Below are 14,975 nucleotides of genomic sequence, written 5' to 3'. Positions count from 1 at the left end.
GGCGGTCATCGGGTGATCGACCTCGTCGCGTCGATGAGCCGGCCGAAGAACGTCTCGACCGTCGGCAGCACGAGCGACCCGCGGTGGGCCACACCGGGCACGACGTCGAACGTCACGTCGATCCCGTGCGCGACGAAGTTCCGCTCGAGTGTCCGCAACCGCTCGATGCGGGTGGTCCCCGTCTTCTCGGCACCGTCCATCCAGTTGGACTCACCCGGGTTGTTGATCTCCCAGGTCTCCACGTCGTCTGATCCGACCACCATCTGCACGGGGACGCGACGCACCGCCTCCAGATCGATCCGGCGGCCGAACCGCGCCTCGACGTCCCGCGTCCCGAGCCACCACGGCAGGGTGTCGTCGAGTTGCGTGATGCGTCCGGGCGCACCGATCGACACCGCGGCCAGACGATCGGGGTGCAGGTAGAGGAACCGGTGCGCGAACTGGCCGCCGCCGGAGAAGCCGTGCAGGTAGAAGCGGTCGGGGGCCACCGGGAAGCGTTCGGCGACCTCGTCCACGATGGCGAGCAGGGCGTTGTCGAACCGGATGCCCTCGTACGCGATGAACTTGAAGTTGTGCAGGTCGCCGGGGTCGACGAGGCCCGCCGGGAACAGCGGTGCGAGGACGACGGCGCCGTGGCTGTCGGCGAAGCCGCGGAGCCGGTCACGGTAGCTCGCGGCCCCGCGTGACGTGCCGTGTTGCACCACCACGAGTGGAGCTGCGGCGTCCTCGAGCCCGCGCGGGACATACAGGCAGTAGTGCAGCCGCTGGTCGTACTGCGACGCGAAGAACGGCGTTGCGCCCCGCTCGTAGAACGCCGACGTCGGTGCGTCAGGTTTGTGCATGGTCATCCAGACTCCCGTCCTGGGCTCCTAGCCGTAGAGGTTGAACGGCATGAGCTCGTAGCTGCTCGCGCAGGGCGGGCCGCACGTGAGGAAGTAGTCGCCAGAGGTGAGGTCGACGCAGCTGGACAGGAACGTCGACCACTGGTCGATCTCCGGCATGCGGGGATCGGGGTGGGCGCACAGCGAGTCCGGCCGGCCGAGGTGATCCGACATGGCGGTCCGGATGGCGGTGCGGACGTCCACCGACTTCTCCGGGCGCGCTGCCTCGACGAGCCCCCTGCGAGCCTGCGGCACGCGCAGGAGCGAGTCCGGTGACATCGGCCGGTGGTGGTCGGCCAGCTGGGGCGGCACGAAGGCCTGGTAGTGGTTGCCGTGGACGAGGAGCCCGTCCACGGGGTACTCCCACCCGTGCGGACCGGGGGTGGTCTCGATGTCGATCGAGAACCCGGAGCGGTGGGTGAGCAGCGCGTTGCTCGGGATGTGCGCCCTCGTGCGCACGAGGATCTTGAGGGCGTCGGAGACGCCGGCGGCGTCCAGGACAGCGCGCCGGATGACGGTCTGCGGAATGCCCACCGAATCGTCGAAGCGCCCACCGAGCCCGTTCGCGTTGAGGGCGAGACCTTCGGAGTTCGCTCCGTGCCTGCCGATCTGCCCGGCCTCGACCTGCATGATCACCGTGGGCTTGGGGGGCTGGACGATCCGCAGGACGACGACCGTGTCGCGAACGGCGTGGCGCCAGTCCCAGTTCTGCCCGGCATAGACGTGGCCGTCCCCCGCGGCCTGGTCGGTGAGGGAGAAGGACGTGCAGCCGTCGGGCTGCTCACCGGCAGGATCGGATGAGTCGACCCGCGAGAACCAGTTGTCGTACATGATCTCGCCGCGGCAGTTGAGCGCCACCACCTCGGCAAGCTCGAGGTTCGCGCCGCGGGCGATGCCGGCCATCTCCTCGAGCATCTCCGGGAACTCGGCCTCGACGAGCCGGTGCCACGGCCGGGTGTGGTCCAGCACCTGCTCCCAGCTGAGGCCGGCCTGACGCGCGAACGCTTGGCGGTAGTACGCGATCGAGTCGGCGATCAGGTCGGCTGCTGCGCTTCCGTACCGGGTGCCGCGTTCGAGCGGTGTCGAGCCGGAGATCTCGATGACTCTGGGACGTGACATGCGTGGGAACCCCCGGTCCGTCGTGTATCGACTCATTACAGATGCCGGGCTCTTGTATTGTTCGATACATGGATGAGCGGGATGCTACACACGGCATCCGGGATGTAATAGGCGCTACGAGAAACCCTGCGATCGACGAGCTGCGAGCCCGCATCCGCGAGAACTGGGACGACTTCGCGCCCGCCGCGCACGCCGTCTGCCGGAGGTTGGCCGAGATCACACCGGAGCAGCTGCTCTATACGACGGCCGCCGACCTCGGCACCGAGACGCGCACGAGCAACGCCACGGTCATCCGAACACTTCAGAGACTCGGCTACTCCGGCCTCGCCGAGCTGAAGGGCAAGGTGGCGGGGCCCTTCACGAGCGAGACGTCGCCGGTCGATCGGGCGCGGCGGCGCATCGAGTCGACCGGCGGGGACCTCGGGAACATCTGGGATCGGGTCACGCAGGAGTCGATCGACCGGATCGAGCTCCTGCGCAGCAACTTCTCCCTCGACCGCTACAGCGCCGCCGTCGGCCTCCTGCTCGCCGCCCGCGAGATCACCGCCTACGGCTTCGGCGCCTCCTACGTCGTCGCCGAGCATCTCGCCATGAAGCTGCGCCGGATGGGCCGCCGCTCCCGTGCCGTCCACTCCTCTGGCTTCCGGCTGGCCGACGATCTCCTGGGGATCGAGCAGGGCGACGCCGTGGTCCTGTTCGCCCCCGCGCGCCTGCCCACCGACGTCGAGGTGCTGATCGAGCGCTCCCGCGCCGTCGGCGCGAGCACGATCCTGGTGACCGACGAGCTGGTCGAGCGCCTCGCCGACGCGGTGTCGGTGGTCCTCGAGGCACCGAACACGCCGACCGGACTCACCGGCGAGCCGGTCAGCGCACTCGTCGTGGCCGACGCGCTGGCGCAGGCCGTTGCCGCGTCCGACGTCGAGCGCACGGTGCAGGCCTCGCACACCCTGACCGCGGTCCGCCGGCAGCTCAGGTTCTGAGAGTGGCTGCGGAGCCGATGGTCATGCTGTTCGGCGACAGCATGCTGGGCAGGTTCACCAAGCCACGCATCCTTGCGCTCGAACGCGAGCTGAACGATGCCGCCACCGTCTACAACTGCGCCGCCGGCGGGTGGGACAGCTCCGACTGCGCGCCGAGAGCAGCCGTCCTCGCCCGCCTCGCACCCGCGGTCGTGGTCGTCTCCCTCGGTGCGAACGACTGCGCCCCCTGGAAGCGGGTGCCGCCCGAGGAGTTCGCCGAGAACGTCAGGATCGTGGTCGAGGCGTTCCGCAGCTCGTCGGTCGTGGGGTTGCTCCCGCCGGTGATCCGCGAGGTCGGCAGGCCGGAGACGGCAGGGCGGACCAACGCCGAGCTCGACCGGTACCGCGAGATCCTGCGCGTGGCAGTGGGGCCCGCCGCCTGCGTCGACCTCGCCACGGTGCTGGCGGATGTCGACTTCGCTCCCCTGGAGGACGACGGACTCCATCTCACCGCCGAGAGCTATGCCGCCGTCATCCCCGCGCTGGCGCGTGTGGTCGAGCGCGGGCTGCCGGCCGAGGCCCGCGCGTGAGATCTCGGACGGTGGGCCGACGCTCCGTGCGTCAGGCGGGTGCGGGCCGGGGCACCGCCGTCGTCCGTGCGGACGAGCGGGCGAGTGCCGTGGTGGCTGCCACCATGACGGCGACGAGCAGCACGATGAGAGCCCACTCGGCACCGTCCGCCCGCAGCTCCTCCTGCAGCACCACGGCCCCGAGCACCACGGCCACCACCGGCTCGCCCACGATCATCGTGGGCAGCGACGCCCCGAGCTCACCCGCCTGGAACGCCGACTGCTGCAGCACCGTGCCGGCGATCGAGACGGCGACGAGCACGTAGACCTCCCAGCTCGCCAGCAACGCGACGAGGCCCTCGTCGAGCTGCCCGACGACACCTTTGGTCAGCGCGGCCGCCACTCCGTACGCCAGCGCCGTGGCCGCTGCGAGCAGCACCGCCCGCGTCACGCCCCTGGTGCGGGCCGCGGCGACGACGCAGACCAGGAACAACCCGGCGAGGACGGCGCCCGCCGGCAGCCAGTCACGCACGGGCGCGCGGTCGACCCCGTCGGTCGGGTCGCCCGAGACGACGAACACCGCCAGCGACACCGCGAGCAGCGCGGCCCAGACCCAGTCCGTCCGGGTGAGCGTCCGGCCCGCCCACGCAGCGCCGAGCGGCAACGCGAAGAGCAGCGTGGTGACCAGCAACGGCTGGACGAGCAACAGCGAACCGAACCCCAGCGCGGCGGCCTGCACCAGGTAGCCGCCGCCGTCGCCGATCACACCCGCCCACCACCGGGGACGCCCGACCAGCACGCGGATCAGCCCGAGGCCGCGTGCGCGCTCGTCCGAGACGGTGGCCGCGGAGCGCTGCTGCGCCACCGTCGAGACCGCGAAGAGGCCGGCCGCGAGTAGCGCCAACCCGGCCGCCAGAACCGTCACCCGCACATAATGCCGCCGCCTGCCCCCGTGGGCAGGAGCGCGACATGGACACAGATCGCTGATCAATTGCCGGTCGAACAGCGATACGTGACCATGTCGCGGACGGGATCGACCAATCACGCTCGGATCACGTGTGCCCGGGAAAATGCACGAACGCGTTAATTTCCGGTTCGCCCGAGATCCGTCCCGCCCGCGGCATCCGGCCCGCCGTGGGTGGCCGACTGCGGGTGCCACCTACCATCAGGGTGTGGCCCGACCTGCACTCCTGCACCGCCTGCCCTCGACCCCGCCCGCCCTGATGCGCCGGCTCGCCGTGGCCGCCGTCATCGCGCAGGGCGGCATCGCGGTCACCGGCTCCGTGGTGCGCGTGACGGGATCCGGACTCGGCTGCCCGACGTGGCCGGAGTGCTTCCCGGGCAGTCTCGTGCCCGCCCCGCACCCCGAGGTCGCCGGACTCCATCAGTGGATCGAGTTCAGCAACCGCCTGCTGACGATCGCCGTGGTGCTCGTCGCCGGCGCCTGCCTGATCGCGGCATTCGCCACGCGCCCGCGCCGGGCGCGGCTCACGAGCCTCGCGCTGGTCCAGCCGCTCGGCGTGGTCGCCCAGGCGGTGATCGGCGGGTTCACGGTGCTCACCGGCCTGGTCTGGTGGAGCGTGTCGGTCCACTTCCTCGTCTCGATGGTGCTGGTGTGGCTCGGGATGCAACTCGTCGACGCCGCCTCCGACGGCGACGGGCCACCGCGCCGCACGGTGCCGGGCGCCGTTCGCGGGCTCATCGCCACGAGCACGGTCGTGTTCGCCGCGCTGCTCGCCGCCGGCACCCTCGTCACCGCGGCCGGACCGCACGCCGGCGACGCGGACACCCCCCGCCTCGGCATCGGTGTGCCGGCGGCGGCGCAGTTGCACGCCGACCTGCTCTTCGCCTACCTCGGGATGCTCGTGGCGCTCGGGTTCACCCTGGCGGCCGTGCGCGCGCCGTCGCGGCTGCGTCGCCGGTACGTCGCGCTCATCGTCGCCGTGGTGGCCCAGGGCGCCCTCGGCGGCATCCAGTACGCACTCGGCGTGCCCGAGGCGCTCGTGTCGCTGCACGTCCTCGGGGCCGCACTCGTCACGGTTGCCGCCGCGGCCCTGTGGTCCGCCACCACGGAACGCCCGCAGGCCGCCGTCTCCGCCGCCGCGCCGGTCGCGTCCGAGCCGCAACCCGCGCTCGCCGATCTGAACTGACCTCCCGTCACCCGGCAGGGGTGCGCGACCGTCCGGGTGCGGGGTGCAGGATCGGCAGATGCGCGCCATCCAGATCAGCAACGCAGGAGGGCCCGAGGTCCTGATCCCGGCCGAGCTGCCCGACCCCGAGCCGGGCCCGGGCGAGCTCCTCGTCGGCGTCGCCGCGGCAGGGGTCAACTACATCGACGTCTACCAGCGCAACGGCACCTATCCCATGGCGATGCCGTACGTCCCCGGGCTGGAGGGTGCCGGTCGCGTGCTCGCTCTCGGTCCGGGCGCCACCGACTTCGCCGTGGGTGACCGTGTCGCGTGGGTCGAGGCGCTGGGTAGCTACGCCGAGCGCGTGACGGTGGCGGTGGACAAGACGGTGCCCGTACCACCCGGGGTCTCCGACGAGGTCGCTGCCGGTCTTCTGCTGCAGGGGATGACCGCGCATTTCCTCGTCAACGACACCCACCCGGTGCAGCACGGCGAGGACGTACTGGTGCATGCCGCGGCGGGCGGGGTCGGCCTGCTGCTCACCCAGCTCGCCGCGGCCCGTGGCGCCCGGGTCATCGCCACGGTGTCCACCGCCGAGAAGGAGGAGCTCGCCCGCGCCGCCGGAGCGGCCGACGTGATCCGCTACGGCGACGTCGCCGATCTCGCCGACGCGGTCAGGAGCCTGACCGGTGGTGCGGGGGTCCACGCCGCGTACGACAGCGTCGGGCGCTCGACCTTCGACGCGAGCCTCGCGAGCCTGCGCCGCCGCGGGATGCTGGTGCTGTTCGGCGGCTCGAGCGGGCCCGTGCCCCCCGTCGACCCCATGCGGCTCAACGCCGGCGGCTCGCTCTTCCTCACCCGCCCGAAGCTGTTCGACTACATCCCCACGCCGGAGGAGCTGCGGACCAGGGCCACCGACGTGTTCGCCGAGGTCGTCGACGGCACGCTCGACGTGCGGATCGGCCACCGGTATGCGCTCGCGGACGCCGTCACCGCCCACGAGGACCTGCAGGGCAGGCGCACCACGGGGAAGCTGCTCCTGCTGCCCTGACCGCCGCATATCTGCTGGTCAGAGCAGTCCGACCTCCTGCAGCATGGTCTCGGAGCGCTCCAGCGACCCGAGGTCGGACAGATCCAGCACCGGTGGGGACAGCGACTCCAGCGGCGCGAGGTCGTAGGGCCGGCTCGGCGTCACGCCGGCGAGCACGGGGTACTCCCCCGTCTCGTCCACGACGTGCTGCTGGGCCGGGCGCGACAGCAGGAACGCGACGGCTCGGCGCGCGGCCTCCTGGTCGTCGCTCGAGGCCAGCACGGCCGCGCCCGCCACGTTGACCAGGCCGAGCGGGTCGTCGGGCACGTAGTGGTTGCGCACCGGATAGGTGGCCGGGTCCAGCCGCTCGGTCTTCCGGTACAGGTAGTAGTGGTTCACCAGACCCGCATCGATGGTGCCCTCGGCCACCGCTTCCACGATTTCGCCGTTGCCGTCGAAACGCCGGGGGTGCTGCGCCGCGAAGGCGGTGAGCCACTGCCGGGCGCCCTCCTCTCCGCGAACGAGACGCACGCCGGTGACGAACGAGAGCCAGGAGGCGTTGGTCGGGGCGAAGCCGAGCCGCCCCGACCACCGCGGGGCGAGCAGGTCGTCCAGGCCCGAGGGCAGGTCGGTCGCCGCCACCCGGCCGGGGTTGTAGGCCACGACCCTGGCGCGGGCGGAGGTGGCCACCCAGGTGAGGTCGGGCGCCCGGTAGCGCTCCGGGACCGGGGCCACCACATCGGCGGGGAGCGGGGCAAGGAGCCCAGCTCGGCTCAGCGTGCCCAGCGCACCGCCGTCCTGACCGAGGAAGACGTCCGCCGGAGAGTCCGGTCCCTCCTGCATGACCTGCGTCTCGAGGGCGTCGGTGCTGCCGTAGCGAATCTCGACATCACGTCCGACCGCGCTCTCCAGCTGCGGGATCAGGGGCGCAACGAGCTCCTCGCTGCGCCCCGAGTAGATCGTCAGTGTGGGAGCGGATCCCCCGCCGCCGGGCAGACCGGCCTGCTCCGGACCGGCACAGCCGGCCAGCAGGGCGATCACAGCTGCTCCTGCGGCGCCGATGCTGCTCCCCCGCGCGAGCAGGGGTCGTCGATCCATGGGGTCCTCTCCGTCGTGCGCAGCAGGAGACTAACCAGCACCGAGATGATCACCCGAAACCGTGCTAGACATCGGGCTGTGACGGAGACCCCGCAGACCTCCCCGACCCCCTTCCACGACCTGCAGGACTACGTGGCGCTGCCCCGCCTGAGCGGGCTCGCACTGTCCCCGGACGGCAGCCGGCTGGTCACCACCGTGGCTGGGCTCGCCCCGGAGAAGAACCGCTACCGCACCGCGCTCTGGGAGATCGACCCGACCGGCAGGCGATCCGCACGCAGGCTCACCAGCGGCCCGACGGGCGAGTCCTCCCCCGCCTTCACCCCCGACGGCGCGCTGCTGTTCACCTCGGCCCGCCCCGACCCCGAGGCGAAGGACCAGCCCGAGGACGCTCCCCAGGCCCTGTGGCGGCTTCCGGAGAGCGGTGAGGCGCACCTCGTCGGCAGCCGGCCGGGCGGCCTGAGCGCGCCCGTGGTCGCCCGCGTCGCGGGCACCGTCCTCGCCACCTCGATGACGTTCCCGGCCGCCGTCTCCGCCGAGGACGACGAGAAGCGCCGCAAGGAGCGCCGCGAGAAGAAGGTCGGCGCGATCCTGCACGCCGGCTACCCCGTGCGGTTCTGGGACCACGACCTCGGCCCGGACGAGCCGCGGCTGATTGCCGGCACGGTGGCGGTGTCCGACTCCGCGGGCCCGGTCGAGTGGCGCGATCTCACCCCGGCCCCGGGCATGGCCCTCGTCGAGACGGACCACGACATCTCGCCGGACGGTGCCACGGTCGTCACCTCATGGCAGATCACCGAGTCCGGCGCGTCCACCCGCAGCGTGCTCGTGGCGATCGATGTGGCCACCGGCGACCGACGAGTACTCGCCGACGACCCCGGCCACGAGTTCGGCGGCCCGGTCGTCAGCCCCGACGGCGCGCAGGTGGCGTTCTGGCAGCAGCTGATCACCACTCCGACCACTGCTCCCGACACCCGGCTCGTGGTGGTGCCACTGGCCGGCGGAGAACCACGGGACGTGGCACCCGGCTGGGACCGCTGGCCCGGCGACGTCCGGTGGACTCCCGACTCGACCGCGCTGATCGTCACCGCCGACGACGGCGGCCGCTCCCCCGTCTTCCGCATCGAGCTGGCCGACTCCACGATCACGCGCCTGACCGGCGACGACGGCGCCTACACCGACCTGCAGGTGGCACCGGACGGCGCGCACGTCTACGCGCTGCGCAGCGCGGTCGACCACCCACCCGCGCCCGTCCGGCTCGACGCGACCACCGCGAACCAGCAGCCCGTGCCGCTGCCCGCTCCGGCACCGTCGCCCGCGCTGCCCGGCTCGCTCACCGAGGTCCACGCCACGGCCGAGGACGGCAGCCCGCTGCGGGCCTGGCTCGTGTTGCCCGACGCCGCGTCGGAGACGACCCCGGCGCCGTTGCTGCTGTGGGTGCACGGTGGCCCGCTGGGCAGCTGGAACGCCTGGCAGTGGCGTTGGAACCCGTGGCTGATGGCCGCCCGCGGCTACGCGGTGCTGCTGCCCGACCCGGCCCTGTCCACCGGGTACGGACTCGACTTCATCCAGCGCGGGTGGGGCGCGTGGGGCGCGGCGCCCTACACGGATCTGATGGCGATCACCGACGCCGCCGAGGCCCGGCCCGACATCGACGCCGAGCACACCGCGGCGATGGGTGGCTCCTTCGGCGGGTACATGGCCAACTGGATCGCCGGGCACACCGACCGCTTCCGGGCGATCGTCACCCACGCGAGCCTCTGGGCGCTCGACCAGTTCGGCACCACCACTGACGCTCCCCACTACTGGTTGCGCGAGATGACCGAGGAGATGGCCGAGCACAACAGCCCGCACCGGCACGCCGATGCCATCAGCACGCCCATGCTCGTCATCCACGGCGACAAGGACTATCGCGTGCCGATCGGCGAGGCCCTGCGCCTGTGGTGGGACCTCGTCTCCCGGCACGAAGGCGACCCCGCCACCCTGCCGCACCGGTTCCTCTATTTCCCCGACGAGAATCACTGGGTGCTTTCACCTCAGCACGCAGCGCTCTGGTACGAGACGGTCACCGCATTTCTCGATCACCATGTGCACGGCAAGGACTGGCAAACCCCGGAAATTCTGCGCTAACGGGCCCTTGCGCAAATTCGCGGGCCGAGAAGACTCGGGATTGCGCACACCTCTCGGCGGCTTATGGCTCATGTCCCGTGGGCACGCCAACGTCGGCACAGTCTGGAGGAGCACATGGGTGGTAACAAGATCGTCGTCTACAAGGAGCCCGGGGTCGTCACGGTTGAGGACCACGACCCTCCGAAGCTCGAGGTACCTACCGATGTCGCGAAGGCCAAGGGGCTGACGCAGAAAGCCGTCCATGGGGTGATCCTGCGCAACATCGCCACCAACATCTGCGGATCCGACCAGCACATGGTGCGCGGTCGCACCACCGCCCCGCCCGGACAGACGCTCGGCCACGAGATCATGGGCGAGGTCGTCGAGAAGGGCGAGGACGTCCAGTTCCTGGACATCGGCGACATCTGTTCGGTGCCGTTCAACATCGCCTGCGGGCGGTGTCGCAACTGTAAGGAGGGCCAGACCGGCGTCTGCCTCAACGTCAACCCCGCCCGCGCCGGGTCGGCATACGGGTACGTCGACATGGGTGGCTGGGAAGGCGGCCAGGCGCAGTACGTCATGGTGCCGTTCGCCGACTTCAACCTGCTGAAGATCCCCAGCCGGGAGCAGGCGCTCGAGAAGGTGCTCGACCTCACGATGCTGTCGGACATCTTCCCCACCGGCTACCACGGCGCCTACACCGCTGGTGTGACCACCGGGTCGACCGTGTACGTCGCCGGTGCCGGACCTGTGGGGCTGGCGGCGGCGTACTCGTCGATGTTGCTCGGTGCGGCCGTGGTCATCGTCGGGGACCGCAACGCCGACCGGCTGGCGCAGGCGCGTTCGTTCGGTTGCGAGACGGTCGACATCACGCAGGACGCCTCGTTGGAGGACCAGATCGCCGAGATCCTCGGCGTGCCCGAGGTGGACAGTGCAGTCGACGCCGTCGGCTTCGAGGCCAGCGCAGCCGGAAGGGACGGGCACGAGGCCCCGGCCACCGTGCTCAACTCGATCATGACCGTCACCCGTGCGGGCGGCAAGCTCGGCATCCCCGGTCTCTACGTCACCGGCGACCCCGGTGCGGCGGACGAGGACGCCAAGACGGGCACGCTCAAGGTGCGGCTGGGGCTCGGCTGGGCGAAGAGCCACTCGTTCACCACCGGCCAGTGCCCCGTCATGAAGTACAACCGCCAGTTGATGATGGCCATCCTGCACGACAGGGCCCACATCGCCGACGCGGTCAACGCCACCGTGATTCCTCTCGATGACGCACCGCGTGGCTACCAGGAGTTCGATCAGGGCGCAGCACGCAAGTACGTGCTCGACCCCAACGGGTTGATCCCCGCCGCATAACGCCGACCCGGCGCCCCCTGACGGCTGCGGCCGCCAGGGGGCGTCGTCGTCGCGGGCTCGTCGCAGGGTCGTCGCCGGCTCGTCGTCGCAGCCCGTCGGGCATCGTCGCAGCGCGCCGGCGCGTTGCGAGGTCACCCCACGTGCTGCGAGGTGCGTTCCGGGGCACCGAACGCGCGCCGGAGCCGCTCGGCCACCGGATCGAAGTGGTCCAACTCCTACCACGTCCAGCGGACCACGCGGAGACTCTCGTCGCGTGCGGCGCGCTCGGCGGCCTGGGCCAGGCCCGCCCGCGTGACGAGCTGGAGGCGGAGCGCTCCATCCGCGGCCACGACCGCCTGCTCGAACGGCAACCACCGGACGAGGTCGACGACCGTGCGCGCCGGCGAGGTGAGCCGCAGCCCGTCGACCTCGACGATCTCATCCGGCTCCAGCGGCGCGGCATGGACATGTACGCCGCTGCTGCGCCGGGCGCCCGACCTGCGGCACCGGGTGACGTGCACATGCCCGAGCGGCACGTTCCACAGCGGGAACCCGAGCAGCACTGCGGCGGAGGCGTGACTCACCACGGCGTCCGCGGCGAGGTCGGGGAGGGCAGCTCGCACCAGGATGACGTGCCGCAACTCGCGATCGGGCGGGAGCGCACGCGTCAGGTAGGCGCCGCGGCGCACGGACACGAGCGCTCCGACCCGCAGCCGCTGCCGCACCTCACCGGCCGCGAACCCGGCGGCGAGCAGCTCCCGCCGCCAGGTGATCCAGCCTTTTACGTGATCCACACGACAACCCTGCCCGGCCGCGCGGGTCCGGAACGGTCAATCAGGAGAACCTGTGGACAACCGCGTCGTCGCAGCCCGCCGTGCATCGTCGCAGCAGGCCGGCGCGTTGCGAGGTCACCTCACGTGCTGCGAGGTGCGTCCGTCGAGCCCCGCGGCGGCGCGCAGGGCCGCGCGGTCGGGGCCCGGCACCGGGTACTGCGGCACGTTCGTCCCGGCCGCCGCACGTACGCGGGCGGCCATTCCCGGGCGGCTGAGCACCTCCGGCGGCAGTACCTGCATCGAGCTGATGTCGAGCAGCCCACGCAGGACATCCGGGTCACGATGAGCGGCTGTCTGCAACGCCTTGGTCGGCGCGAAGCGGGTGTCACCGGGCGTGTAGTCAACGCCGGCGCGGTCGTTCTCGATCTCGGCGAGCCGCAGGCCGTCACCGGCGACGGTGGAGCGGTACCACGGCTCGAGCACCGTGCCCGTCATCTCCGCCCACCGCACGGACCGCTGCCCCGGGCGCTCCCCGTCCCCCGCACGCAGCGCGTCGCGCAGCAGCACCGCGTGGGCCAGCGTCATCGACACACCGCGCCCGAGGGAGGGGTTGGTACACGCCCACGCGTCGCCCACGGGCAGCACACTGGTGACGACCGGGCGCCCGTCGACGACGTAGTGGCGGATGCGGTTCTCGATCCCCGCCATCGCCACGACACCGGTCACCGGCTCGCCGTCGAGCCACGCCACGCTGGACGGGAAGCAGCGCGCCACCGCCGTCCACCGGTCGGGCTCGTGCAGCACCCGCAGCTCCCTATCCCGGGAGGCGGCCACGAGCGTGACGCTCCAGGTCCGGTCGTCCGAGGGCAGGGTCAGCACCGAGACGGAGTTGTAGAACTGGTGGACCATGCCGCGCAACGCCGGAAAGCCGGCACGGTCGGTCCGGAAGAACCGGGCGTAGTAGATGAATCCGCTGTCCTCCCGCTCCTCGACGGGAACGGGGCCGCCGAGCGCGGAGAGCAGCGCGGGCAGGGCCGAGCGGCGGCCGCCGGCGTCGATGACCAGGTCGGCCCGCACCTCGCCGCCGTCGCCGGTGAGCACCCCGACGACGTGGGGAATGCCCGGCACATCAGGAGTGCCCGTCAGCAGGCCCCGCACCACCACGCCGCGGCGCACCTCGACTCCCGGCTGCGCGGCCGCGGCCCGGGCGAGCACGGCCTCGAGCACCGGCCGACGAACGGCGAGCGCGGTGTAGCGGTCGTCATCGGCGCGTCGGCCGCCCGTCAGCGCCTCGGGCAGCTCGCCGATGACGTCGTAGTGGACGGCGCCCGCCGCAAGAAGCGCAGCGGCCGGCTCGGGCAGTTCGGCCTCCAACTGCTGCCGGAACCGCGGGAGGAAGTAGTGCGGCAACCGGAACTGGGCGCAGCCCCGCCGGTCCCAGCCGTCCCATGCCCGGTCCGGCTCGGGCGCGGGCGCTGCATCCCGCTCCAGGACGGTCACGCGGTGGCCGTCCTGGGCCAGGAGCAGCGCGGTGGACAGCCCGGCGACGCCACCGCCGATGACGAGGACGGATCGCGAGTTCGGCATGAGCGCCTCCACGGACGGCCGCCCTCCGCGGGCACCGGGTCGGGCTACGCACGCTAGCGGCGACGGGCACGCCCCCGCTGCACCGAGACTCGGGACGCGACCCGATGGTCGGTCAGAACCGCAGGACGGGAAGACCGACCGCGGCGTCCACCGCGATGGCGGCGAAGAGGATGCAGAGATACATGTTCGACAGGTGGAAGAGCTTCATCGGGGTGACGTCACGCCCGGCCGCGACACCGGCGTGCAGCCGATGCGCCTGGAACACGAACCAGGCACCCCCGAGCAGCGCCACGCCCGTGTAGATCCAGGAGGTGGCCGGTACCAGCAGGAGCGTCCATGCGGCCATCACCCACGAGTAGGCGACGATGCGGCGCGAGACCTGGGCCGGCGTGGCCACCACGGGGAGCATCGGCACACCGGCGGCGGCGTAGTCCTCGCGGTAACGCATGGCAAGCGCCCAGAAGTGCGGTGGGGTCCAGAAGAAGATCACACCGAACATCACCAGTGCGGGCCACTGCACCGTGCCGGTCACGGCGGCCCATCCGATCACCACCGGCATGCAGCCCGCCGCGCCGCCCCACACGATGTTCTGCGACGTCCGCCGCTTGAGCAGCAGCGTGTACACCAGCACGTAGAACGCGATGGCAGCCACCGACAGCCCCGCTGCCAGCCAGTTCGTGGTGAGCCCCAGCCAGACGGCACTGAGCGCCCCGAGCGTGAGCCCGAAGATCAGTGCATTGCGGGGAGGCACCTGGCCCTTCGCGAGCGGGCGTCGTGCCGTGCGCTTCATCACGGCGTCGATGTCGGCGTCGACCACGCAGTTGAGGGCGTGCGCGCTCGCCGCCGCTGCCGCGCCACCCAGAAGTGTGGCGGCGATCAGCCACACGGACGGGATGCCCCGCTGGGCGAGGAACATCGCCGGAACGGTGACAACGAGTAGCTGCTCGATGATGCGCGTCTTGGTGAGGCCGAGGTACGCCCGGAAGGTGTCCTGCGCCCGCTGCAGCACGGCTCGGAAGCCCGGGGCAGGCGGCACCTGCGACGCCCCCTGCTGCGACACGGGCACACTCACCGGCAACCTCAATCCAACGTGTGGGGGAATCGGACTTCCCGAGTTCTACGGCTTGTCGATGGTAACCGGGGGCATGCCGGGGCGTGCTCGCGGGTAGACCGGCGGGTGACCGTTCTGCCAGTGATCACACCTGCCTGCGTCACCTCGGTAGGCTGACCCGCAAGCCGGATGCGTCGAGGCGTCCCGCGCCCGTGCCTCCACAAGACCCCCTAGGAAGTGCCGTGGCCGACACCGAAATCGAGACCCTGACTCGAGCCAACGTGCCCAGCGACTGGACCGATCTCGACAGGAGGGCGGTCGACACGATCAGAGTGCTCGCC

General features: G+C 71.6%; 13 protein-coding genes. 6 read left to right on the top strand and 7 right to left on the bottom strand.

Annotated features, from left to right (window positions below; all coding sequences use genetic code 11):
- Positions 1-5: 5 nt before the first annotated feature.
- Together ABD743_RS13840 and ABD743_RS13835 are read right to left on the bottom strand one after the other, a co-directional pair.
- Entirely contained in the window at positions 6-848 is an 843-nt protein-coding gene (locus ABD743_RS13840) for a PHB depolymerase family esterase (protein ID WP_344722439.1), read from the bottom strand.
- 21 nt (positions 849-869) lie between these two features.
- Positions 870-2,000 carry a C45 family autoproteolytic acyltransferase/hydrolase gene (locus ABD743_RS13835; RefSeq protein ID WP_344722438.1) on the bottom strand — a complete coding sequence of 377 codons (1,131 nt, stop codon included), beginning with the start codon at positions 1,998-2,000 and terminating at the stop codon, positions 870-872.
- A 68-nt stretch (positions 2,001-2,068) separates the two neighbouring features.
- On the opposite strand from ABD743_RS13835, the gene ABD743_RS13830 reads away from it, so the two are divergent.
- Together ABD743_RS13830 and ABD743_RS13825 are read left to right on the top strand one after the other, a co-directional pair.
- Positions 2,069-2,980, top strand: coding sequence for a MurR/RpiR family transcriptional regulator (locus ABD743_RS13830; protein WP_344722437.1), 912 nt, complete (start codon positions 2,069-2,071; stop codon positions 2,978-2,980).
- 2 nt (positions 2,981-2,982) lie between these two features.
- Positions 2,983-3,549: a GDSL-type esterase/lipase family protein gene (locus ABD743_RS13825; protein ID WP_344722436.1), complete on the top strand. Its 567-nt coding sequence runs from the start codon at positions 2,983-2,985 to the stop codon at positions 3,547-3,549.
- 31 nt (positions 3,550-3,580) lie between these two features.
- Here the strand turns inward: ABD743_RS13825 and ABD743_RS13820 are convergent, their stop codons facing one another.
- Complete coding sequence (locus ABD743_RS13820) at positions 3,581-4,453, bottom strand: DMT family transporter (RefSeq protein ID WP_344722435.1); 873 nt, start codon at positions 4,451-4,453, stop codon at positions 3,581-3,583.
- Between the two features lie 247 nt (positions 4,454-4,700).
- Between ABD743_RS13820 and ABD743_RS13815 the strand changes: the two genes are divergently transcribed.
- Together ABD743_RS13815 and ABD743_RS13810 are read left to right on the top strand one after the other, a co-directional pair.
- The gene (locus ABD743_RS13815; protein WP_344722434.1) at positions 4,701-5,678 is read left to right on the top strand and encodes a COX15/CtaA family protein; all 978 of its coding nucleotides are present in this window, start codon (positions 4,701-4,703) and stop codon (positions 5,676-5,678) included.
- 58 nt (positions 5,679-5,736) lie between these two features.
- Positions 5,737-6,708 (top strand): quinone oxidoreductase family protein, encoded by a 972-nt coding sequence (locus ABD743_RS13810; protein WP_344722433.1) that lies wholly within the window; start codon positions 5,737-5,739, stop codon positions 6,706-6,708.
- An 18-nt stretch (positions 6,709-6,726) separates the two neighbouring features.
- Here the strand turns inward: ABD743_RS13810 and ABD743_RS13805 are convergent, their stop codons facing one another.
- Positions 6,727-7,785 carry an iron ABC transporter substrate-binding protein gene (locus tag ABD743_RS13805; protein ID WP_344722432.1) on the bottom strand — a complete coding sequence of 353 codons (1,059 nt, stop codon included), beginning with the start codon at positions 7,783-7,785 and terminating at the stop codon, positions 6,727-6,729.
- Positions 7,786-7,863: 78 nt separating this feature from the next.
- On the opposite strand from ABD743_RS13805, the gene ABD743_RS13800 reads away from it, so the two are divergent.
- Complete coding sequence (locus ABD743_RS13800; protein ID WP_344722431.1) at positions 7,864-9,912, top strand: S9 family peptidase; 2,049 nt, start codon at positions 7,864-7,866, stop codon at positions 9,910-9,912.
- A 114-nt stretch (positions 9,913-10,026) separates the two neighbouring features.
- Positions 10,027-11,244, top strand: coding sequence for a formaldehyde dehydrogenase, glutathione-independent (gene fdhA, locus ABD743_RS13795; protein WP_344722430.1), 1,218 nt, complete (start codon positions 10,027-10,029; stop codon positions 11,242-11,244).
- 215 nt (positions 11,245-11,459) lie between these two features.
- Here the strand turns inward: fdhA and ABD743_RS13790 are convergent, their stop codons facing one another.
- The 3 genes from ABD743_RS13790 to ABD743_RS13780 all read right to left on the bottom strand — a co-directional run bounded on the left by ABD743_RS13790 (position 11,460) and on the right by ABD743_RS13780 (position 14,619).
- Positions 11,460-12,017, bottom strand: a complete 558-nt coding sequence (locus ABD743_RS13790) for a hypothetical protein (RefSeq protein ID WP_344722429.1) — start codon at positions 12,015-12,017, stop codon at positions 11,460-11,462.
- 114 nt (positions 12,018-12,131) lie between these two features.
- Positions 12,132-13,583 (bottom strand): FAD-dependent oxidoreductase, encoded by a 1,452-nt coding sequence (locus ABD743_RS13785; RefSeq protein ID WP_344722428.1) that lies wholly within the window; start codon positions 13,581-13,583, stop codon positions 12,132-12,134.
- Between the two features lie 112 nt (positions 13,584-13,695).
- Positions 13,696-14,619, bottom strand: a complete 924-nt coding sequence (locus ABD743_RS13780; RefSeq protein WP_344722791.1) for a heme o synthase — start codon at positions 14,617-14,619, stop codon at positions 13,696-13,698.
- Positions 14,620-14,975: the final 356 nt, after the last annotated feature.

The organism is Pseudonocardia yunnanensis, from assembly GCF_039534065.1.
GTDB classification, from domain to species: Bacteria; Actinomycetota; Actinomycetes; order Mycobacteriales; family Pseudonocardiaceae; genus Pseudonocardia; species Pseudonocardia yunnanensis.
This window is presented reverse-complemented; position numbering and strand designations above follow the sequence as displayed.